Genomic DNA, 21,846 nt, shown 5'->3' with positions numbered 1-21,846 from the left:
AGTATGGCGTCATGGATTATAAATATCTGGAAATATCCTAAAGGGTTCTATACTTATAGAAGACAGGACAACCAGTCAGTGATGCCAGTTTATTCTGTGATAGCCTGCCCTAAATGTCGCAGGTCTGCACAGCTCATAGAGGATAAAAGTGCAAAGACCACAAAATGTCAACTTTGCGGAACTACCTTACACATAAGGAAACTACGGGTGTTCCATATGGGTGAAGACATTGAAGAAGCAAGAGCTGTGCGCACAAAGATACAGGCACAGCTTCTCGGGGAAAAGCAAAGCACAACGATGAATGACCTCAAATGTTCCATATTTGGAGAGGAACTTATTTCATTATCGCCACCCAGAGATGATGGATCAATATCCAAAAATATGGAAAAAGCATTCAAACCGAACACCCCATCCAAGATAAAGACTCCAATCGATAATGTTCGCAGAAAAAAGAATAATGCGGAAAAGGACATGAGGTCCATCCTTGAAAGCAGACCAGAAGGATTGGAAGTGTCCGAGTTTTCCTCCATTGCTTTAGAAATGGACATTGATGAAGCAAGATTCAAGGATACCCTTGAAAAGATGAGAAGTTCAGCACAGATATACTTCCCGAAAAAAGGGCATGTTAAAATTGTCTAGTGATCCGTTGAATTTAATACATCTTTTTCATTCAGAAAACATAAGATATATCTAAAAGAACCACATAATATTATAGTTCAATGGACTGCCCTCAGGAGAATACAAAAGTCCTTTCACAATTACAAGGTTAGAATATGTCCGATATGACCACACTTGACATTATAGAACTGCTACTTACAGCAGAGATCTACAACAAATATCCGGAAATGGATGTGAATGATCTTCCAAAGAGCATAAGGAAGAACTACTGGAGCCGTACGCACAAAGGAGTGCCAAAGCCTATAACTGTAACCCGCAAGGACATTGAGGGGCTTTTTGCCATCAAAGATCTTAAAGGACAGGTGCTGTCATTGCCTTTTATCGACATCGATGAGCTCACATCAAAAATAAAGTTCACTTCCTTTGATGTGGGAGCAGACTGGTTCCATAAACAGGAGTCAGCAGACGAAAGAATAGATGCGAACCCGGCCCTGGCATATTACTACGAGGAGAAAAAAAACTCTGAGACTGCTAATTATAAAAAGGCACTAGCTTCAACCGGACCAAAGGAAGTTGACAGGGAATGGATAGAATCCCTTATAAGCGAGATATCTGAGGAAGAAGGCGGCGAAGATATGCTTAAGCTGGTGCAAATAATTGCCCCGGAAGATATTGCCCAGCCGATGAGATATATGGTCCTTACAGAGGATCAGAAGGAAGAGATCGAAAAGATAGTCAAGGCCATACAGTACCGCGAGCATCTCAAAAAGATAGGTTTGTATGATATCGGGAAGATCCTGATGGTAGGCCCACCAGGCACTGGAAAGACATCCGTGGCAAAAGCAATGTCCGAACGCCTATCAATACCTTTTGTCGAAGTAAGGTTGTCCATGATAACCGATCAATACCTTGGAGAGACCGCAAAGAACATCGATAGAGTATTTTCACTTGCGAAGCGATTGAGCCCATGCATACTTTTCATCGATGAGTTCGATTTCGTTGCAAAGACAAGGGCATCCGATGAACATGCTGCATTGAAAAGAGCTGTTAACACCCTTCTTAAGGCCATAGATAGCATCAGCCTGACCAATGATGGAGTCCTCCTGATGGCAGCGACCAACCACCCCAGAATGCTGGATTCTGCTGCATGGAGAAGATTCGATGAGATAATGAACTTCCCATTGCCAAACGAGAATATGAGAAAGGCCATTCTGGATATCGTGACCAAGAACATAGAAGGGAACTTCGACAATGCTGAAATAGCACCACTCACTGAAGGATACTCCGGTTCTGACCTGAGAATGGTCATTCGGGAAAGTGTACTCAATGCTCTTGTACAAGAGAGAACTGTCATCTCACAGGATGATCTATTCAATGCCGTCCTCAAGTTCAACAAACGTGCTAACATCAAGTCCGATGAATATGTGGTAAATGAGGGAGGCGTCTGAAATTCCATGAAGATAACACTTCTGGGCACAGGAGATGCACCCGGAACACCGGTCATAGGTTGTGATTGTCCCGCATGTATCGATGCAAAAAAGGGAACCAAGAGCAACCGTCTGCGGTTTTCCATACTTGTGGAATCAGATGAAGGTAAAGTCCTGATCGACACCAGCCCGGACATGCGAGAGCAGATGCTGCGAAAAGGGCTCAAGCATGTCGATGGTGTCATATGGACACATGGTCACTATGACCATTATACCGGATTCGGAGAATTCCATCGTGTACAGTACAATGTGGATGTATATGGAGTAACAGAAACATTGGACTATATTCTTGATTATGTCTCATTTCTCAGACCAAAACGGCATGACATACCGCTGAATACGTCCTTTGAACTTATAGGACTGGAGTTCACACTTTTCGAGGTGAACCACCCCCCTGCAAAGAAAGCTATCGGAGTGATGATATGCGAAGGTGACAAAAAAGTGGTCATCAGCGGGGATACTGATGAGAACATCCCTGAAAAAAGCATTGAACTTATACAGAACCCTGATATTTTCATAGTGGATGCCATCATACCCCATGATGTGGGATTTCATGTAAAGAAACACATGGATGCAAACGAAGCCATGCAAATGGCTGAAAAGATAAAAGCAAAAAAGGTTGTAATGACCCATTTAAGCCATTACTTCAAACCTCACGATGAAGCCGTTAAAACATATCCATTGGGATATGACGGAATGGAACTTATCCTTTGATCATTACTTTTTCTTTCCGCCCATTCCAGTCCCTGCCTTCTTCTCAATGAAAGCATCTTCAATGGATTTCCTTTCCTTACGGAGTTTCCTTCTTGCGGAGAGATAATTTCCAAGTACCAGCAACACCCCACCGAATAGGATGCTCGTGCCTATCAAAAGCAACCTTGGCGCAGATTCCGAATAGAACTTTATCATCACGGTCCTGTAGGGCAGGTCTTCTTCAGATATCTCGACCTTAAGATAGTCCCTTGCCATATTGGTAAAAGTACCGGACTTTGCATGAAGGTCATACCAGACCAGAACTTCACGCCCTTGTTCATCGATGTATCGATCATCTGTGTCGGGAAGTACCTTTCCAACGAAGGGATTACCGGTAGTGTAACCTTCGGGCAGCACAAATCTTACCGTTGAATCATGAGTGGGAACATACATGAAATCCTGCCCTTTTGGATTATTGAGAGCAAAAGCAACGATCCCGGTAATGTTCTCATCGAATTCCATGACAAAGTGTTTCTGTCCACGAATCACATCATCCTCAAGAGTATAGTTGAAAACAGGAAGGTCCCCTGGAGAAGATGATGCAAACATCTCAAAGGTCTCAGCTGAAGCGGACACGTTTTCGGACCTGTCCGCAATGATCACAACGTTGGAAAGAATATCTCCCCCAGTATTGAAAACATCCTCCATTGGAACAATTTCTATAACCGAGGTTTCTGCCACCATATAAACAACGTTCGTACTTCCGTCCCTTGAAAGATAAAAAGTGGTCGTATTCAGATCATCGCTTATATCGGAAGGACTATGAAATACCTCCAATTCGTAATCAGAAGCTTCTACCGTTGTATTATTATCAGTCACGGGAGCAAGCTCATTGATGCAACCTGATGACATTATTACAAGAATAAAGACCAATACCAATGTTATTGCTAATCTTTTCATGATACACATCGCAAAAGTTGTTCAAAAAATAATGGACACCATCACTAAAAAAGGTTGTTGAAAAAAAGAGGCACTCCCAGAAAGGGAGTGTGACCTAAATATGCTTAGTCTTCGTTCGGTATGCTCAGGAGAATACCAACATCTTCGAGAGCTTTTGATACTTCTTTGTATGCAATAAAGACCTCTTTCTTCTGTATTTCAACAGAATCGACTGGTGGTTCTGATGCGAACCAGATCTCCTTTTCATTCTCACCACGTGTGATAGAAACACAGGCAAGCATGTCAGCTTGGATGAGCCTGTAGACAGAATCAAGTCCTGTAGGAGTTACCCATGCAGGATAAGCCTGTTTTAGCTGTTCTACGAACTTTCTCCAGTTCACTGTGGCTGAAGCTTCAAGCCTCAAATGAAGGTGTGCACGTTCCCCGGTGGTCTGTTCATCAAGGGTCTTGAGGAAATTCTTATATTCAGAGGACTGATCATCGACCTTCTGTGCATCGTGGCTTGCCAGTTCTTCTGCTGCATCCTTGAAGAACGGAGCAAGATTGATGACACTCGATGGCTTTGTCAGAAGGGATACGCCGAAGAAAGCAAGTCCACTCAATCCCATTCCTACGATCACACCATGACTCATGAGAATTGGATGTACTGTCTCAAGATATGGAGGTGCCATAGGTGCGGTCATTAAAAGGTCATACACAGTAAATGATATCTGTGCCACAGCACCGATAACAAGCCCTGCCAATGCGCCTTCTTTTGTCGCACGCTTCCAGTAAAGTCCACCCATGAGAGGGAAGAAGTAGGATGCACTTGCGATGAACGTTGCAATGTGAATTGCATCGATAATACTGTTTATGAAGAACGAGGAAACTGTTGCTGCTGCAACGATGAAAAGAACGCTCAGCCTGTTGATGGTGAGCATCTGCTTCATTGTAGCATCCGGTTTGACAAATCTCTGGTAGATATCACGTGAAACACATGATGCACCTGAGGTTGCAAAAGTATCCGCACAGGACATTGATGCTGCTGCAAGACCAATTGCACTAAGCCCGATCACAGCAGGCGAGAATGTTTCGACAATGAATGTCAGAAGTGCAGGTTCTGCCTGTGCCATTCCCATAGGGAAACCCATCGCAGATATCTCAGGATACAGTGAGTTCAGTCCAATAGCAATGAACGCACATGCAGTGAATACTACTGTTACAAGGAAAGAACCAAGTACAAGACCATTCCGTGCAGATTTCGAGTCTTTAGCTGCCCATACTTTCTGCCATTGGTCCTGTTCTGTTATCCATCCAGGGATGATAGCAAAAACGAAGATAAGCACCATCGGAATGCCTATGATGAACGGATTCCACCAGTCAGTGGGCACAGTTGAGATCAGGTCTGATGCGGAAGAAATATCCGCTGAACCGGAGGTTGCGGTCCCGATAGCCAGGAAAGCCATTGCAAGAGCGAAGATGGAAAGGAAAACGAACTGCACAACATCGGTCCATACTACCGCACTGAGACCACCGAGGGTCACATAAGCGGAAACGGCAAGAGCAACGATGAGTGCCGCATAGATCGGGTCCACACCATAAAATATCTGCAACACAAGAGCGAATCCTTTGATATCGGCAACTGCAAAAAGGATCATTACGATAGTTATAATGATACCAACAGGAGCACGTATTGCAGAACTGTATCTCAGTTCGAGAAGTTCTGCCTGTGTGATAGCAGGTAGATTCTTGAATTTTTTGACAAAAATAGCGATTATAAGCAATGCCAGAATGTTAGGAGCTACAAAACCCCAAATGGAGCCCATTCCAAGTAGCATAAAGAAACCAATAACTGCTAATATCCCACCAGCGGTCAGCCATGATGCGGCAGAGGAAAATCCTATTCCTATTGTGCCGATCTTACGTCCTGCCAGCCAGAAATCAGTTACTGTTTTCTGCCTTTTTGTAAAGTACCAACCAATGCCTATGAGTCCACATATGTAAACTGCAAGCATTGCCATAAACAATTGATATCCATCCATAATTGAAACCTCTGATAATTAAATTTCAGCCCGCATGAATGCAGGACCTTGAACCATTAATATATTTATAATACCCAATACAGGGTACAAGGAACACACCTTATTTAATATATAAGTCCTTTCGAAAAGAAGAAGAGATGTACTTTGTCAAATTTGGCAGATACGGTCACTGAAAGGACATTTACATCCATTCATAGTGACGCATTACCTCAAGGTTCATGTCATACATCATACTGTTCTCAACATAACCGAAGAAGAAACAGCCCTCACAATTTTTGGTCACTTCGTGCTGCTGTGAACGTGAACGTTTCCAAACATTTGCAATTCCTTCATTGATATTTCCCAGAGGTTCCCTGTGGACCCGACAAATCTCAATGGAACCATCGAGGGTCACATCAAGAATGAAATTATTGACATGGCAATTGAATCCTTTTTTCAGGTCCTTTATCATTGAAAGATAACTTATGGAATTGATTATTGGATAGCCCTGTCTTTTCATATCGATTACACGATCGATAGTGCGCCGATATTTATCCATGTCACGAATACCCATCGATGACCAGACACCATCATCGATACCTTTGAACTCATACATCGGCTCAAAGGATATCTTTACCCCAATGTCCTGTGCAAGTTGTACAAGCTCTTCAATATCATCGAGGTTTTTCCCACTTATAACGCAGTTCATAAGAAGCGGATTCTTAAGTTTGTCCTTCACATTCATTATAGTGTTAAGGAGAACATCAAGATCGACCCCCCTGATTTCTTTGTAACTTTTGGTACCATCCACGGATACCGAGAGATAATCAAGGTCTTTAAGATCGTCTATCCTTTTCTCGAGAAGTTTGCCGTTAGTAATGAGAGAGGTTATCATGCCAAGCTCTTTGGCAAACCTGAGTATCTGGGGAAGGTCATCGCGAAGAAGAGGTTCTACAGTCCATGCATTATAGACACCGATACCAAACGACCGGGCATCTTCAAGCATTTTGAATATCGAGTCAAGGCTCATCTCTTGCCCGGGGTCCTTCCAATACTCACAAAATTTACAACTCATGTTGCATTTGGAATTGATCGCATGCGAAAGAACAAAGGGTCGTTTGCGAACCCTCATCTGCCAGACAGCACGTGCAGCTATAGTTGGTGAAAACTTGGACATGATAATCAGTGCTCAATTTTGGTGCTCTATATCTTGTAAAGGAGTTGATAAAACTTGGCACATACAGATCAACAATTTTGCAAAGAAAATAAGAGGGAGAAAGTATTAAGGAGATATCACATATTGGGTCAAGCAGCATAATAAAAAGTATTTCACTTGCAAACATGAGCCAGGAACATAGAACATCCCTCAATACGTCTATCAGCTTTCTTTATATAGTCCAGACTAATGTTTTTAGTGAACTCAATAAAGAAACAGGACCGATATGCAAGCAATATACCATTAGCAAAAATACTGGTATTGATAGGGTTTTTTGTTGAGATGCATAGCCGCAATGACTTGATAGAGTTTGAAGATGAGAAGGGCAATACGTTCATTTATAGCATTCCGGGAAAATCTTCGTATCAATGATTAAAATATTCGAATTTTAGGACAATGTTTATAAGTAGAAAGATGTATGAGAAGTCTACTTAAAAACGTCAGAATATAGCCCATTATTATCAACATCCCAATAATTTTTTGAACTGGTTTGTGATGGGAAATAGTAAAATGAAGGCATTCAGTCTTTTTTTAAGCGTTAATTAACAGGTAATCATCATGGAATCATTCAAAAAATTAGGTATCGAGGATGCGATCTTAAGATCGATAGAGGACAAGAAATTTGAAGAGCCTACTGAAATTCAGAAAATGGCTATTCCTCTAATCCTTGAAGGAAAAGACATAATAGGTGGAGCTGCTACCGGATCAGGTAAGACGCTCGCTTTTGGGTGTGGAATCATCCAGAAGATAGAAAAAGGAAATGGAATCAGAGCACTGGTCCTTACACCAACAAGAGAGTTGGCAGAGCAGGTTCAGAACTCATTGAAGGAATTTTCCAGACATAAACAATTGAGAGTAGCACCAATATACGGCGGTGTAGCTATCAATCCACAGATACGCCAGCTGGAAAGAGCGGATGTTGTTGTTGCAACCCCAGGAAGATTATTAGACCATATCGAAAGAGGAACTATCGACCTCAGAGATGTTGAGATACTTGTCCTTGATGAAGCGGACAGAATGCTTGACATGGGATTCATTGATGATGTTGAAGAGATCATCGACGAATGTCCATCTGACAGACAGACAATGATGTTCTCAGCAACTGTTTCCAAAGACATCCAGTATCTCTCAAGCAAATACATGAACAACCCTTCAAAGGTATTTGCCAAGGCATACGTGGATTCAGACAAACTGAAACAGGTATATATTGACGTTCCTAAGAAGATGAAGTTCTCACTTCTTGTACATCTCCTGAAGAGCGAAAAATCAGGACTTGTAATGGTATTCTGTAATACGAGAAGCAATGTTGATTTCGTACAGAAGAACCTGAGAAAGAACGACATTGATGCAATAGCCATCCATGGCGGACATACACAGGCAAAGAGAAAGAGCACACTGAGCAAGTTCCATTCCAGCAATGCACATGCACTTGTGTGCACCGATGTCGCTGCCAGAGGACTGGATATTCCTCATGTGTCCCATGTTTACAATTTCGACATTCCTGACGACCCCAGTGAATATGTTCACAGGATAGGAAGGACAGCAAGGGCTGGAAGAGAAGGAAAGGTCATCAATGTGGTCGCTGATGTAGATAAGGGCGGCTTTTCCAGGCTCGCCAAACAGAACCGCAATTTCAAGATCGAGCGGGAAGACTTACCGGAATTCGAAAGGGTACTCATAAAAGATGATGACAAAGGCCCAAGGGACCATCGCGAGACCCGAGGAAGAAGAGAAGACCGTGGAAGAGGCGGCGGTCGTAGCAGTGGCGGCTATGGCGGCGGTGGCGGTCGTAGCAGTGGCAGTGGCGGCGGTGACCGACGTAGCAGCGGCGGTAGCAGTGGCGGCAGAAGTGGCGGCTATGGCGGTCGTAGCAGTGGCAGCAGCGAAGGCGGCAGCAGCGGCGGTAGCAGTGGTGGTAGAAGTGGCGGCTATGGCGGTCGTAGCAGTGGCAGCAGCGAAGGTGGCAGCAGCGGCGGTAGCAGTGGCGGCTATGGCGGTCGTAGCAGTGGCGGCAGCAGCGGTGGCAGAAGTGGCGACCGTGGAAGCGGAGGACGTAGCAGTGGCGGCAGCAGCGGTGGCAGAAGTAATGACCGTGGTAGCGGCGGCGGAGACAAAGCACGCACCGGTTTTAAGAAAAGGACAGGCGTTCAAAAGAAGAGAGAATAACCTAACCGGTTATTTTTTATAACACCGTAGAGTATTATTTGCATGAGCTGGTTTGTAGTAGATGCGGTCGACGTGGCTTTTAAAAGAACACGGGTCGCACTACTTGAGCCATTTGATATATGGAAATGGATAAAACTTGCCATTATTATAGCTCTGGCAAGTGGAGGAGGAGGGCAAGGTTACAACGGACCTTCTTCAAATTCAGATTTCCAAGATACAACCTCATCACCTTTTTTTGAAATCCCTACATTGAGCTCATTTATAGATCAGATATCGATGCCAGATCTGTCATGGGTGATCGCAGCATCCATAATAATTGTTGTATTGGTATTGCTCTTTGGATACTTTGCATCAGTTATGGACCTTGTTCTTGTGGAATCCGTCACAAAGAATGACGTTCGATTCTGGGAATATTCAGCTAAGTTCCTACGCAGGGGACTGGACCTATTCATATTAAGGCTGGAACTGAGAAGTGTATACCTGGGAATATTTCTAATGGCGGCTTTGCCCATCATAATGCAGATCTTACATTATCCTTCAACAAACCTACTACCCCTTTTGATAACTTCCAGCCCCAGCCTCATTGCGGTAGTAATAATTCTCTCCATAATAAGCAGTATAATTAATTCGTTCATCGTTCTTTGTATCCCTGTTGCAATGTACAGTTCCACAGGATTTATTGAATCCCTGGAAAGAGTTATCGCAAATTTCAGGCGCGATTGGAAACAAATGTTTGCATACTGGATAGGAAGGATGTTCCTGTGGGCATTCGGTAGTATAGCTGTCATAATTCTTGTTTTTTTATTGATATTGATACCGATCTTGCTATTTCTTATCATCGATGCAGTTATCTATTTCGTTCTTTCGATGATGCTAGGGGAAACAGTATGGATAATTATTGCACCTATCGTTTTTATAGAGATCATACTGTTAATGCTGGTCTCGATGATGGGAGCAGTGCCTTTACGAGTATTTATGAAATACCATGTGCTTACATTCATTGAGAAATGGGACCCCGGAATGAACATCCCATTATTTGATGTTTTTGAAAATAGCGAAGAACGAGCTTAACGAATATAAGTTTAGCTTTCAAATTGTCAGAGATAGATCTCAGACACTTTTTTAGAACCGAATGAAAGGATCACAGAATTGAAATTATATTAAAAAAAAGAATTGATACTCGCATAATGCGAGTATCGGTTTGAAAATAGCTTAGCCAAAGAGTGCGCCGAGACCAGCCATGCCGCTCTCTTCTTCTTCAGCTTTTTCTTCTTCTGCAGGTGCTTCCTCAGCTGCTACTGCTGCTACTGGAGCTGCTGCTGCTGCTGGTGCAAATGCTGCGGTTGCCATTGCTTCCTCGATATCTACATCTTCGAGTGCTGCAACAAGTGCCCTTGCACGTGATTCGTTTACTTCTGTGCCTGCTGCAGAGAGTACTGCGGAGACTGATTCTTCTGTAATGTCTTTACCTGCGTTGTGCAATAATAGTGCTGCGTATATGTATTCCATTGTAATTCACCTTTTAGTTATTAATATTATATTTAATAGTTAGTTTATCCAAAGAGTGCTCCAAGACCGGACGCCATGTCGCTTTCCTCTTCTTCTTCCTTGACTTCTTCCTGCTCTTCAACAACTTCCTCGACTGCTGCTCCAGCAGCTGCAGCAGAACTTGCTGCACCGAGTGCTTCCTTTAGCTCATCGTCAAGAGCATCATCATTGGAGGATGCTGCTGAAGCGATCGCCATCATCTTGCTGTATGCCTTACCAAGCAGAATATCCATGATCCCTGGCTCGTAAACGATAGCATTGACTGCAACGTTTCTTGAATCGGATGCCGCCTTAGCAAGCAATGTGTTGATGTTCATAGCAGTTGGATATGCTGCATTGACAGACATATTGAATGCCTGCTGAGCTGCTTGTACGAAGTTGGAGAATACCTGTTCCTCATCGATAGCAAGTACATCAGGAGTGAAGATAGAACCTTCTTCCAGAACTGCCCTAAGATCAAGACCGACTTCAAGTGGATAGATCTCCAACCTTGTCAGCATAGCTGCAAGTTTCTGAGATACAACCTCGCCAGCCTTTGCAACAGCCTTTGTTTCCTTGATGACAACCTTTCCGCCATCAATAGCTGCAGGAATACCTGCACCCTGCATATCACCAAGTATAGGACCTGGTGGGAAACTTGTTGGGCCTGCCTCTACAATAATGTCGCTAGTAGCTACCATTCCCGCTTTAATAGGGGAAGGAGTCTTACTTTTCTCAAGCAACTTGTAGAGTTTGAAAGGGTTCTGTTTTGTGAATATGAGTGCGGTCTGCACATCAACATAATCATCCATCTTCTTGACATCATCAGATGACTGGTCAAGTGCCCTTCTTGTTAGAGTGTTTCTGCAAACTTTAAGGACTGCAAAGTCCTTTAGGTCCCTTCTCATTGACTGAAGTTGCTTTGCAGGAATTCCTTCAATACCAATAACACCAAATAATGGATATGATTCAATGAGGCTCTTAATTTCCTCGATCTCATCTTTCTTCCATTGAGGAATGTGTTCACTGTGGTGAAGTTCTCCCATTATACCAACCTCACAGAATTACCCATAGTAGTTGTAACATAGACTGATTTAAGGTTGTGTTTACCTTTCTCAAGAGAATGTTCAACTCTAACAAGAACTGTTTCGATGTTCTCTGCAAGTTTCTCGACAGCCATGTCCCTGCGACCAACTGACACGTGGAAGGTCAATTTATCCTTTGATCGGATACGTATTGAGTTCTTTGTGCTGTTTATAAGATCAACAACGTTCCTGTCAGGGGTCAATGGTACAGGCATCTTTCCGCGAGGACCAAGAATAGCACCAAGGGCTTTACCGATCTGAGCCATATACTGGACTTCTGCGATAAAGAAATCACATTCATTTGCGAGACTTCTTGCCTTTGATTTATCCTCGCCGAGCTCCTTGATGTCCTCTTCTGTAAGGACATAGTCACAGCCAGCATCCTTTGCGTTGAGTCCAACCTCACCCTTTGCAAAAACAGCGATCTTCATGGTCTTACCAAGGCCGTTAGGAAGGATTATCTCCTCATCCACACGATTCTTAGGCTGACTCATATCGAGATTCTTTAAGTTAATTGCGAGATCCAAGCTCTCGGAGAACTTACGTTCCGGGGAACCTTCAATTAACTGTTTTACTAGATCTAAAGTAGTTTCTTCTACCATTCTATTCCTCCCGTAGTTTTTGAACATGTGTTCTGATACAGATATTATCTGCATCCGGTAGGCACGCAATAATTGCATACCAGCCCATACGACCGCTCCGGCCTACTACGGTAAAGTAAGGAGATTTTCATCTCAATTACGAAGCTTCAATATTGAAGCATCTGTTTAAAACTTGTCGGTCAGCCAAAAGACTGACCAACTTGTTTGAATTTGATATAAATATCAAAGAGATACTAGTATCTCTTTAATTACCATGCTTCTGCTGCGAGAGACTCGTCAAACTTGCCCTCATCAACAGCTTTCTGGCATTCCCTTGGATCAAGGTCTTCAATCGTTACACCCATAGGAACACAGGTTCCCATGACTTCTTTGATTGCAGCCTTAAGCGAATAGGAAAGAATATCGTCTTTCTTCATGCGTGCGATCTTTGCGACCTGTGCGATCTCAAGATTGCCAACAACAACGGTACCGGACTCTCCGGAACCCTTCTCGATGTTAAGTTCCTTAAGGATCAATGCGGATGTTGGTGGAGTACCCACTTCGATCTCAACACTCTTATCGTCATTAACGATAACCTTAACAGGAACCTGCATCCCATTGTAATCTTTTGTCTTTTCATTGATCTTTTCGATCACGTCTTTAATATTAACACCAAGAGGTCCTAACGCAGGGCCCAGTGGAGGACCGGGATTTGCTTTACCGCCAGGAACCAATGCTTCTACTACACTTGCCATTCGAGCAACACCTTTTTAAATTTTATAAATTAATTAAATAAGTTTATAGATTAGATATATGAATAGAATCTATTCACTCAGGAATTTGTTTCCTCTTTCCTAAGTATCCGTACAGTATCACCACGAATAGTTATAGGTATTGGTACGACTGCATCGAACAGTTCCACAGTGATCTCTTCATGGCCTTCATCAACACGCTTCACACGTGCCTTTTCACCCTTGAAAGGACCAGAGGTCACTTCGACAATAGCACCTTCCGTAATACCTGTAACGGTTGGCTTTGGCGTAAGGAAATGTTCGATCTCCGCTATACTGGACTGACCTTTTACAACAGTCCTTGCATGAGGAACTGTCTGGATCGCCTGTTCAACAGCTCCGGAATCGGAAGATTCCAGAAGTACATAACCTTTGAGCTCATCAGGAGCAATTATCGACCTGATATCAAGATTATCCTTCTTTGCAACCTGAGCCAGCATAGCAGCAACCGAACGTTCCTGATTTGCAGTTGTCTTTACAACAAATATAGCGGCATCTTCACCCATAAAATTACACCCACTGTGGAACTACTGTCAACAGCACATAAATAAGGAAACCAACAAAGCCTATCACAAGAATTCCGGCACCAGCGACCTTAGCGATCATGAGGAATTCCTCTCTGGAAGGCTTCTTGGATAATTTCAGTACCCTAATATATGACTTAAGGATCTGAACGACATTGCGGTTTATCTTAGCCGATTTTAACATATTCTCTGCCAAACTTTTCACAACCAGTTTTAGTATTATTGATATGTACGAGTTGATACGATACAATTCATCAACGATCGATCCGACTATAAAATTGTAGTATCGTTTAAATAACGTACTAAATAAAATACCTTTCGATTGAACAGCACCGTATCATACAGAACAAATTAAAAAGATAAGGAGATAGACCCCCTGATCATTTTACGAAATCGATCCCGTATTTCCGCGTCACGTTCTTGGAATTCCCACTTCCGTAGATCTGTGGGGACCTCACACCAGTAACGACAAGCATAGTACGCACTGCATTTTCAAGATCAGGGTCCACCTGGGCACCCCAGATCAACCTTGCATTCGGATCGATCCTGCTATATACTTCCTGAACAACGCTCTCAGCCTCTGCAATGGTCATATCCGGACCACCGACAACATTCACAAGAGCAGATGTCGCACCGGAGATGTCCACATCAAGAAGAGGACTCCTCAATGCTTTCTGAACAGACTCTACAGCCTTGTTCTCACCATCTGCCTCACCAAGACCTATCATTGCAACGCCACCGTTTTGCATAACGGTCCTTACATCAGCAAAATCAAGGTTCACAAGACCCGGTTTTGTAATAAGCTCTGTAATGCCTTTCACAGCCCTCATCAGAACCTCATCGGAAACCTTGAACGCTGCCTGCAATGGCAACCTTGGAACAACCTCAAGAAGTTTATCGTTCGGAACGACAATGACAGTATCAGCGACATCCCTGAGCCTTTCAAGACCTGCTTCTGCGTTCTCACGCCTTACATGCCCCTCTACGGAGAATGGAAGAGTTACCACAGCGATCGTCAAAGCACCAGCATCCCTTGCAGCCTCTGCGACAACTGGAGCGGAACCTGTTCCGGTACCGCCACCAAGGCCTGCAGTAATGAACACCATATCAGAGCCATCCACTATCGAACGCACCTCATCGATGCTCTCAAGTGCAGCATCCTCACCGATCTGAGGCAGACTACCTGCACCAAGACCCCTTGTCTTCTTCTTACCAATAAGGATCTTCCTTTCGGTAGTAACGTTCAAAAGATGCTGAGCATCCGTGTTCACAGCAACGACTTCAGCACCTTTGATGCCTTCCTGTTGCATACGCTGAGCGCTGTTCGAACCCCCTCCGCCACATCCTACAACCTTGATGTTAGTCTGCAGATCTTTCAGCATTGCCTCAAGTTCCGCATTAACATTATCAGATTGTGAAACGTCGCTGGAACGGATTTGCGTCTCTTCTACAGATCGAGCTAATGCCTCTTCTACTATGGATTTCATAATATATCCTCCACTATAGCAACATGATCAAATGTATGGAATATTGATATTCGTAATATATAGAGATAAGTATTATATTTATCTACATCGTTCAAAAGATCGCATTCCTTAACACAAAACTCTTCTGTGTTCTCTCATGGACCATTTCTGGTCGGATAGTGGTACCCTCGATCATAACGGACTGACCTTTTGCCAGTTTCCCAAACATAGGACCGGAAGGAACTCCCCACTTTCGCGCGAGCTCAGGACTGAATCTCTCATCCGAAATATACAACACATTTTCTTCGAAAACGTATTCAGAACCATAACGCCCTTTTAGTATTTTAATGCATTCATCTACAATAAAGGTAAGGAAGTTCTCTGCATCACGATTCCAGAAAGTATAGAAATGATTTGATATTGTTGCATCATCGCGTTCCGAATAGATAATATTCGACATATTAAGCAGCCTTTTCACACCACCTACATCAACAGACCTTACCAATTTGAGAAGTTCATTGTCAACTACAACAGTAACAACATTAGACACATCGAACTCAAAAATATCGCAAGCATTCCCACTCAACTTATCCTTCATCCCAGCAGGGACCTTTACCCGCCCGGAAAGACCCTCATCCCGAACCTTATGCCAAAATATCCTGAAAACATCCCAGCAGACCCCGTCCATCTCTTTGATGTCACTTTCCCTCAATACCTCAAGCCCACATTCATCTGCAAGCTCATTTATCCGTTTCTTCTCCTCAGAGGACATCGCCTTCCTGTCACAATACACAATATCTGCACCCGACCTCTCAACTGCCTTCCTGAACATATCCCCATCAACAAATTGAAGCTGATAGTTCGGGAAATTATGACCGAACGAAACATCCGAGCCCAGAACGATCCCGGATTGTCTTGCAGCGTAGTGCCCACCCCCAAATCCAAGAGCCACAGGACAACTTCCCAGTCTCACGGAAAGGATAGAACGTGCAACGACCTCCCCCGCATCCAAATAGACCCACTCCACCTCAGAGCTACCGATCTCCGCATAGACCGAAGGGACATCAAGATCAGAAGGTCCATGATGAGTAGACTCCATAGAAACATCGAACCCGATGCCCTCCGACAGCTCGGCCATATTCCTAAGCAAGCAGCGGAGCGCGAACGGAGCAGCCTTAGAAAGCTCACCAGGATACCCACCAAAATCAGCAGAACCCGGATTCCCCGTAAAGTGTGCAGTCAAAAGCCGCCTGCCATCAGCACTTTTATGTTTGGAAGCGAAAATGAGAAGATCGCATGGCAAACCTGCCTCTTTGATCTTCCTGTCGATCCCATCCTGATAGATATGATGTTCAGTAACCTCGACAATATGAAAATTCCCACTCCGATACACCGCAGAAAGGTCATCAAAGATACCATCTGGAACACTCATTTCGACCCAATCTCTGAGCTTTAGCAAATGCTCTTTTATATTCTGACTTGCCGGGTCCACAGTAGAACAAACTATAACAATACTCATACCAGCGACCTGACCCTCATTATCTTCTGTCATAAAAATAACTCCAATGCACAATATTTTATTAACTCTTTTTCACTTCATAGGTCTTCACGAACGAACACCCATCCCATTAAGAAATGATAATTAATGGACTCACACAATATTTCTGAAACATTATCACTCCTTGACCATGTCGAACGCCCAACGGCTAATACTCGGCGCAATATTTCCACACCTTCGAGATTCAACAACATCAAGCCCCATATCAGAATACTCTTCCACCAATCCCTCTATTTGAGATCGTTTCTTAAAAGCATAAAAATGAACATTCCCACCCTTTCTCACAAAAGGTAACAACTTCTCAAGAAAACCATCCATTCCATAAGGAGTGGGGATAATCGCACGGTCGAACCGAGCCTTAAGAAAACTGCCAATATCCGATGCATCCCCCAGAATGGGATGAATGTTACCACCAACTTGGTTCAACCGCACATTCTCAAAAAGCCACCTACATGCATGAGGGTTCTTTTCAATTGCAACCACTTTTGCACCCTTTGCTGCAGCAGGTATAGCAAAAGGACCAATGCCACAGAACGGAACAATGACATCTTCACCTGCCCTCACTTTGGAAGACACCCTCTGCCTTTCAAAAGCAAGCCTTCCGTTAAAGAAAACTTCACGCAGGTCCATCCTATAACTAAAACCAAACTCCTCATGAGTGGTAACCGGCTCACCCCCTAACAAGACCTCGAACCCAGCAACCCTATCCTCACCTTCAAGTCTGGTGACCTTATTGAGCACACCGCGAATATTCCCCCTCATTGAAGCAATATGTTCTGCCACAGGTAATTTGTAAAGCTCCAGCTCAGCAGGAATAGAAACGACCGCAATATCACCTATAATATCGAATCGCTTGGGGACATTCCCAATGAGTTCTTCAGGAATGTTAGCTATTTTTTGCATTATGCTCATTGAATGAATATCCGCCTGCAGTTTATTAAAATAACACCGTGGACCTGATGTTCATAAATTCATAGAAACCAAACCGGGAGAGTTCTCTCCCAATACCACTTTTTTTAACTCCGCCAAACGGTAGGTCAGCTTCCGGTTTGAAAAAACCATTCACTCCAACTACCCCGGACTCTATCTGACACGCAAGGAACGATGCATTCTCTTTATCACTGCTCCATATACTTGCACCCAGGCCAAACTCTGTAGCGTTGGCAACCTTCAGAGCTTCCAGCTCATCCTCCACTGAAATTATCGGTGCCACCGGACCGAAAGTTTCCTCCTTCATGACCTTCATATCAAGAGATACGTTCGACAGAACCACAGGAGAGAAATAATATCCATCACCCTCAACCCTACCGCCTTCAAGTTCCACTTTTGCCCCCATTGAAACGGCATTCTCTATCTGTCCTTCAAGCAATGAGACCTGCCCATCCCGTACAAGAGGACCGAGATCAGTGCCTCTGTCCAAAGGGTCACCCATTTTGAGCTTACGTGTATTTTCCACAAATGCAGAAGTGAACTCATCAACTACGGAACTTTCAATGATAAAACGTTTAGAAGAGATACAGGTCTGTCCGGAATTGAGGAACCTTCCGGCAACCCCTGCCTTTGCAGCTTCTTCAATGTCTGCATCCTCCAGCACAATGAAGGGATCGCTACCCCCAAGTTCGAGCACGCATTTCTTCATGTTGCGACCAGCGACCTCAGCAACCTTCTGACCGGCAGGCAAACCCCCTGTAAAGGATACAGCTGCAATTTCCGGTCTCGAGATCAACGAAGAAGCAGTAGGCCCATCCACAAGAAGGGTCTGGAAAACACCTTCTGGAAATCCGGCTTTCTCGAAAACAGATTCGATCTTAAGCGCACACATGGGAACATAACCGGAGTGTTTTAACACCATGGTGTTCCCGCCTGCAAGAATATGTGAAGCGGCACTCAATACCTGCCAGAGGGGAAAATTCCAGGGCTTGATAGCAAGCACGACCCCCATTGGCTCGTATGAGATAAAGGCGGAAGGACTCTCCTTTATGACATCAGGTTCAAGGAAAGAACAGATGTTAGCAGCAAAGTGGTCGAACATGCTGGCACATTTCTCAACTTCTGCAAGTGCCTGTCTGATTGGCTTCCCCATCTCCATGGTGATGGCCTCTGCCAATTCCTGTTTATCGTTTCGAAGTACCTTTGCAACATTTTCAAGATACACAGCCCTTTCAGCACCTTTGAGGGATCTCCAGTACTGGAATGCTTCGCTCGATCTTTTAAGGATAAGGTCTACCTTATCAGGAGAATGAAATTCGAATTCACCATTAACAGTCCCATTTGCAGGATTTATCGAGGTTATTTTTTTCATGGAGGGTAGTTAATTCTGATGTGATTTAAATAAGTGGGATTAAAGCTAACATTTAAATATGAGATAACTGATGTGAGGGCGGAGGTACTTAGTTGATCAATATCCCATATAGGCCACTTTCCGCAGCAAGATAGGCATTAGCGATATGGATGGTCGGTTTTATCTGGGAGAGCATAGTGCACATTACCCCTGCGCTTTCAGCGATCCCATCAATAGAATACATCTCAAAAATGCCTGCGATAGGTTTACCGTTATTAGTTGTTCTGCCCGTTCTTACAATATATCTCACAAAGACATATCTCAAGGATACAAAGGACAAAGCGGAAGAAGCAAAATTACTTGGCATCACATTCCTTAGTGTGAATCTGGCACTTGACCTTGCAATGTACCTGACGATATACGACAATAGCTACCACCCATATCTCTTGATATGGATAAGCTACGCATTGTTACTGGCAATTCCCTACTACATCGGAAAACGCATTCAGTCATCGGAAGTGGCATAAAGCGAATACATATAAATGCATTCACTTCAAATATATTGATATGCAGCAATTACTTGATACCGCGGAAAAGATCCGCACGATGGAAATAAGGGGAGCCGGAAGGATAGCTGAAGCAGCATCTGCAGCACTTCGTGATTATGTACTCAACATAAAAGTGACGAACATCAAGGACTTTAATAAAAAGGTCGATGAAGCTGCCAGCATACTTATCCAGACCAGACCCACAGCAGTATCCCTCCCGAATGCAGTCCAGCTTACAAAGCGCCACACTGCAACCGAAGTATCAGAAGCAAGGGAAGAGATCCTCCGTAATGCTGACAAGTTCCTGGAACAGGCAGGCCAGGCCCTTAAGAAGATGGGGGAGATCGGTGCAAAGAGGATACGCGACGGCGATGTCATAATGACACACTGTAATTCCCATGCTGCCCTTTCGGTAATAACAACCGCTTTCAAACAGGGTAAGGACATATCCGTCATTGCCACAGAATCAAGACCAAGAAGACAGGGACTCATTACCATAAAGGAACTTAACGATCATGGGATCCCGACCACGCTGATCGTGGATTCCGCAGTAAGATATTGCATGAAGGATGTTGACACCGTAATAGTAGGTGCGGATGCAATAACCATCAACGGCGCACTCGTGAACAAAGTGGGTACATCCCAGCTTGCACTTGCCGCAAATGAAGCAAGGAAGAACCTCTTGTGTGTGGCAGAGACGTTCAAGTTCAGCCCGAAGACCATTCATGGAGATCTTATCGAGATTGAGGAAAGGTCACCGGAAGAGGTCATCGACACCGAGGTCCTTGCAGGGATGCCAAATGTGAAGGTCAAAAATCCCGCATTCGACATAACCCCTGCAGAGTATATTGACATGATAATAACAGAGGTAGGTGCATTCCCCCCACAGATGGCTTACACCATCATCAAAGAGCACCTAGGATGGGAATTTACAAAAATGGGCTGAAAAGGCCAAAGGTCTCAAAGGAGACCTTTTACATCATTATCTATAGACTGTTTTGCCTCATCCAGTTCATCAACGAACTTACATCATTCGATCAAATATCCCACCGGGCTTTCAGTATAATAGCTCGCTAACTGCTCTGCAGCCTGTGAGGACATCGTTTCTTCCGAACCGAACAGTATGCTTGAAAGAGATGGTTTGTTAATATAATAGACCACAGGTTCACCCTCGATACCACCAAGTTCAGCCGCTGCATCAATGGCATCATAGAAATTACCAAGCTCATCCACAAGCCCGAGCTTCTGTGCTTCCTTACCAATGTAGATACGACCATCTGCAATATCTTTCACTTCACCCTTTGTCATATTACGGTTTTCCGCAACACTGGTAACGAACAGGTCATATACATCAAGCACAACATTATCCACATATTCTTTCTCCTCAGGAGTAAGTCCCCTCCAATCGCCACCCACATCCTTGAATGAACCCGATTTAGAGACATAGAACTCAATGCCTTCTTCATCATAGAACTCAGACCTATTGGTGTAGACACTGATGACACCGATACTTCCGGTAGTTGTGGAAGGATTTGCGACAATGAGATCTGCCGGTGCGGAGATATAATATGCAGCACTCGCTGCCACGTCACCCATGGAGATGACCACAGGGATTCCCATGTCCTGTACCTTCTTGATCTCAGTGACTATCTCTTCTGCGGCCACAGGAGATCCACCACCACTATTCACTCTCATGACAATGGCCTTTACACTATCGTCCCGGGTTGCTTTACGCAGACTGTTACAGACATCTTCAGAAGTAGCATAACCAAATCCAGAAGGAAGGTTTCCCGTCAGCATGAAACCCTGCACATATATAACTGCGACCTTATCGTCGGTAGTATAGATGTCCCCGCCAAATGACATATAGATAACTGCAAAACTGCCGCCTATAATTAACATCAGTACTGAGATGACCGCGATATATTGCCATTTGCGGTCCTTCTTTTCAGGAGTTGCGTACTGGGGCGGTTCCCTGGAGGACATCGGTTCATTTCCATATGGAACCCTTTTATCCCCCATATCCACATAAGGGACCTTCTTCACAGGACCAGCATCCGAGGGTTCGGAAGTCTCCACAACAACATTATCCACTGAGCCCCCTTGCTCATGAACATTGTCCAGTATCTCCGTATATTCAGGCTCCGGCGAATATTCCAATGCACCAAGATCGGGAGCTCCCAATACGGATTCTTCAAGGAGCTCTTCCATAAGCTCTTTATTGTCCTCAGTCTCATTTTCTGGATCTGTATTATAGCTCATCCAACACCTCTATTATATGTTGTAAATTGTACCTGACCATTCAAAAAGCTTCTCTTATGGACACATATAAGCGAAATATATTT

21 protein-coding genes are annotated in these 21,846 nt (G+C 43.9%); 7 read left to right on the top strand and 14 right to left on the bottom strand.

Features of this window, described 5'->3' with window-relative positions; translation table 11 throughout:
• Positions 1 to 3: 3 nt before the first annotated feature.
• The 3 genes from PBV53_RS08305 to PBV53_RS08295 all read left to right on the top strand — a co-directional run bounded on the left by PBV53_RS08305 (position 4) and on the right by PBV53_RS08295 (position 2,819).
• On the top strand, positions 4 to 639 hold the full coding sequence (locus tag PBV53_RS08305; RefSeq protein ID WP_270096721.1) for a DUF5817 domain-containing protein: 636 nt from the start codon (positions 4 to 6) through the stop codon (positions 637 to 639).
• A 134-nt stretch (positions 640 to 773) separates the two neighbouring features.
• Positions 774 to 2,066: an ATP-binding protein gene (locus tag PBV53_RS08300; RefSeq protein WP_270096720.1), complete on the top strand. Its 1,293-nt coding sequence runs from the start codon at positions 774 to 776 to the stop codon at positions 2,064 to 2,066.
• Positions 2,067 to 2,072: 6 nt separating this feature from the next.
• Positions 2,073 to 2,819, top strand: coding sequence for an MBL fold metallo-hydrolase (locus PBV53_RS08295; RefSeq protein ID WP_270096719.1), 747 nt, complete (start codon positions 2,073 to 2,075; stop codon positions 2,817 to 2,819).
• Positions 2,820 to 2,822: 3 nt separating this feature from the next.
• Here PBV53_RS08295 and PBV53_RS08290 read toward each other — a convergent pair whose 3' ends face one another.
• The 3 genes from PBV53_RS08290 to PBV53_RS08280 all read right to left on the bottom strand — a co-directional run bounded on the left by PBV53_RS08290 (position 2,823) and on the right by PBV53_RS08280 (position 6,935).
• Complete coding sequence (locus PBV53_RS08290; RefSeq protein ID WP_270096718.1) at positions 2,823 to 3,758, bottom strand: DUF5803 family protein; 936 nt, start codon at positions 3,756 to 3,758, stop codon at positions 2,823 to 2,825.
• 104 nt (positions 3,759 to 3,862) lie between these two features.
• A complete protein-coding gene (locus PBV53_RS08285; protein ID WP_270096717.1) occupies positions 3,863 to 5,779 on the bottom strand; it encodes a sodium:solute symporter family protein in 1,917 nt (638 codons plus the stop codon).
• Between the two features lie 181 nt (positions 5,780 to 5,960).
• Positions 5,961 to 6,935 (bottom strand): radical SAM protein, encoded by a 975-nt coding sequence (locus PBV53_RS08280; protein ID WP_270096716.1) that lies wholly within the window; start codon positions 6,933 to 6,935, stop codon positions 5,961 to 5,963.
• 597 nt (positions 6,936 to 7,532) lie between these two features.
• Between PBV53_RS08280 and PBV53_RS08275 the strand changes: the two genes are divergently transcribed.
• Positions 7,533 to 9,140: a DEAD/DEAH box helicase gene (locus PBV53_RS08275; protein ID WP_270096715.1), complete on the top strand. Its 1,608-nt coding sequence runs from the start codon at positions 7,533 to 7,535 to the stop codon at positions 9,138 to 9,140.
• Positions 9,141 to 9,182: 42 nt separating this feature from the next.
• Entirely contained in the window at positions 9,183 to 10,211 is a 1,029-nt protein-coding gene (locus tag PBV53_RS08270) for a DUF7544 domain-containing protein (protein ID WP_270096714.1), read from the top strand.
• A 141-nt stretch (positions 10,212 to 10,352) separates the two neighbouring features.
• Here PBV53_RS08270 and rpl12p read toward each other — a convergent pair whose 3' ends face one another.
• From rpl12p to PBV53_RS08220, 10 genes are all read right to left on the bottom strand, one after another.
• Positions 10,353 to 10,649, bottom strand: a complete 297-nt coding sequence (gene rpl12p, locus PBV53_RS08265; protein ID WP_270096713.1) for a 50S ribosomal protein P1 — start codon at positions 10,647 to 10,649, stop codon at positions 10,353 to 10,355.
• Positions 10,650 to 10,693: 44 nt separating this feature from the next.
• Positions 10,694 to 11,716, bottom strand: a complete 1,023-nt coding sequence (locus tag PBV53_RS08260) for a 50S ribosomal protein L10 (RefSeq protein ID WP_270096734.1) — start codon at positions 11,714 to 11,716, stop codon at positions 10,694 to 10,696.
• Complete coding sequence (locus PBV53_RS08255; protein WP_270096712.1) at positions 11,713 to 12,354, bottom strand: 50S ribosomal protein L1; 642 nt, start codon at positions 12,352 to 12,354, stop codon at positions 11,713 to 11,715. The genes PBV53_RS08260 and PBV53_RS08255 overlap by 4 nt, the downstream gene beginning before the upstream one ends.
• 248 nt (positions 12,355 to 12,602) lie before the next feature.
• Positions 12,603 to 13,088 carry a 50S ribosomal protein L11 gene (locus tag PBV53_RS08250; protein ID WP_250867068.1) on the bottom strand — a complete coding sequence of 162 codons (486 nt, stop codon included), beginning with the start codon at positions 13,086 to 13,088 and terminating at the stop codon, positions 12,603 to 12,605.
• A gap of 77 nt (positions 13,089 to 13,165) precedes the next feature.
• Positions 13,166 to 13,630 carry a transcription elongation factor Spt5 gene (locus PBV53_RS08245; RefSeq protein WP_270096711.1) on the bottom strand — a complete coding sequence of 155 codons (465 nt, stop codon included), beginning with the start codon at positions 13,628 to 13,630 and terminating at the stop codon, positions 13,166 to 13,168.
• 4 nt (positions 13,631 to 13,634) lie between these two features.
• Entirely contained in the window at positions 13,635 to 13,832 is a 198-nt protein-coding gene (locus PBV53_RS08240; RefSeq protein ID WP_270096710.1) for a protein translocase SEC61 complex subunit gamma, read from the bottom strand.
• A gap of 196 nt (positions 13,833 to 14,028) precedes the next feature.
• On the bottom strand, positions 14,029 to 15,135 hold the full coding sequence (gene ftsZ, locus PBV53_RS08235) for a cell division protein FtsZ (RefSeq protein ID WP_270096709.1): 1,107 nt from the start codon (positions 15,133 to 15,135) through the stop codon (positions 14,029 to 14,031).
• Between the two features lie 91 nt (positions 15,136 to 15,226).
• Positions 15,227 to 16,666, bottom strand: coding sequence for a D-aminoacyl-tRNA deacylase (locus PBV53_RS08230; RefSeq protein ID WP_270096708.1), 1,440 nt, complete (start codon positions 16,664 to 16,666; stop codon positions 15,227 to 15,229).
• A gap of 123 nt (positions 16,667 to 16,789) precedes the next feature.
• Positions 16,790 to 17,584, bottom strand: coding sequence for a class I SAM-dependent methyltransferase (locus tag PBV53_RS08225; protein ID WP_270096707.1), 795 nt, complete (start codon positions 17,582 to 17,584; stop codon positions 16,790 to 16,792).
• Between the two features lie 25 nt (positions 17,585 to 17,609).
• On the bottom strand, positions 17,610 to 18,974 hold the full coding sequence (locus tag PBV53_RS08220) for an NAD-dependent succinate-semialdehyde dehydrogenase (RefSeq protein WP_270096706.1): 1,365 nt from the start codon (positions 18,972 to 18,974) through the stop codon (positions 17,610 to 17,612).
• Positions 18,975 to 19,150: 176 nt separating this feature from the next.
• On the opposite strand from PBV53_RS08220, the gene PBV53_RS08215 reads away from it, so the two are divergent.
• Both PBV53_RS08215 and PBV53_RS08210 read left to right on the top strand, forming a co-directional pair.
• Positions 19,151 to 19,480 (top strand): hypothetical protein, encoded by a 330-nt coding sequence (locus PBV53_RS08215; RefSeq protein WP_270096705.1) that lies wholly within the window; start codon positions 19,151 to 19,153, stop codon positions 19,478 to 19,480.
• A 40-nt stretch (positions 19,481 to 19,520) separates the two neighbouring features.
• On the top strand, positions 19,521 to 20,447 hold the full coding sequence (locus PBV53_RS08210; RefSeq protein ID WP_270096704.1) for a ribose 1,5-bisphosphate isomerase: 927 nt from the start codon (positions 19,521 to 19,523) through the stop codon (positions 20,445 to 20,447).
• 83 nt (positions 20,448 to 20,530) lie between these two features.
• On the opposite strand, the gene sppA is transcribed toward PBV53_RS08210, so the two are convergent.
• Positions 20,531 to 21,763 (bottom strand): signal peptide peptidase SppA, encoded by a 1,233-nt coding sequence (gene sppA / locus PBV53_RS08205; RefSeq protein ID WP_270096703.1) that lies wholly within the window; start codon positions 21,761 to 21,763, stop codon positions 20,531 to 20,533.
• Positions 21,764 to 21,846 lie beyond the last annotated feature (83 nt).

This window comes from Methanococcoides alaskense, assembly GCF_027594145.1.
Classification (GTDB): domain Archaea; phylum Halobacteriota; class Methanosarcinia; order Methanosarcinales; family Methanosarcinaceae; genus Methanococcoides; species Methanococcoides alaskense.
Note: the sequence above shows the minus strand (reverse complement) of the source record. Positions and strands in the feature narration are given on the sequence as shown.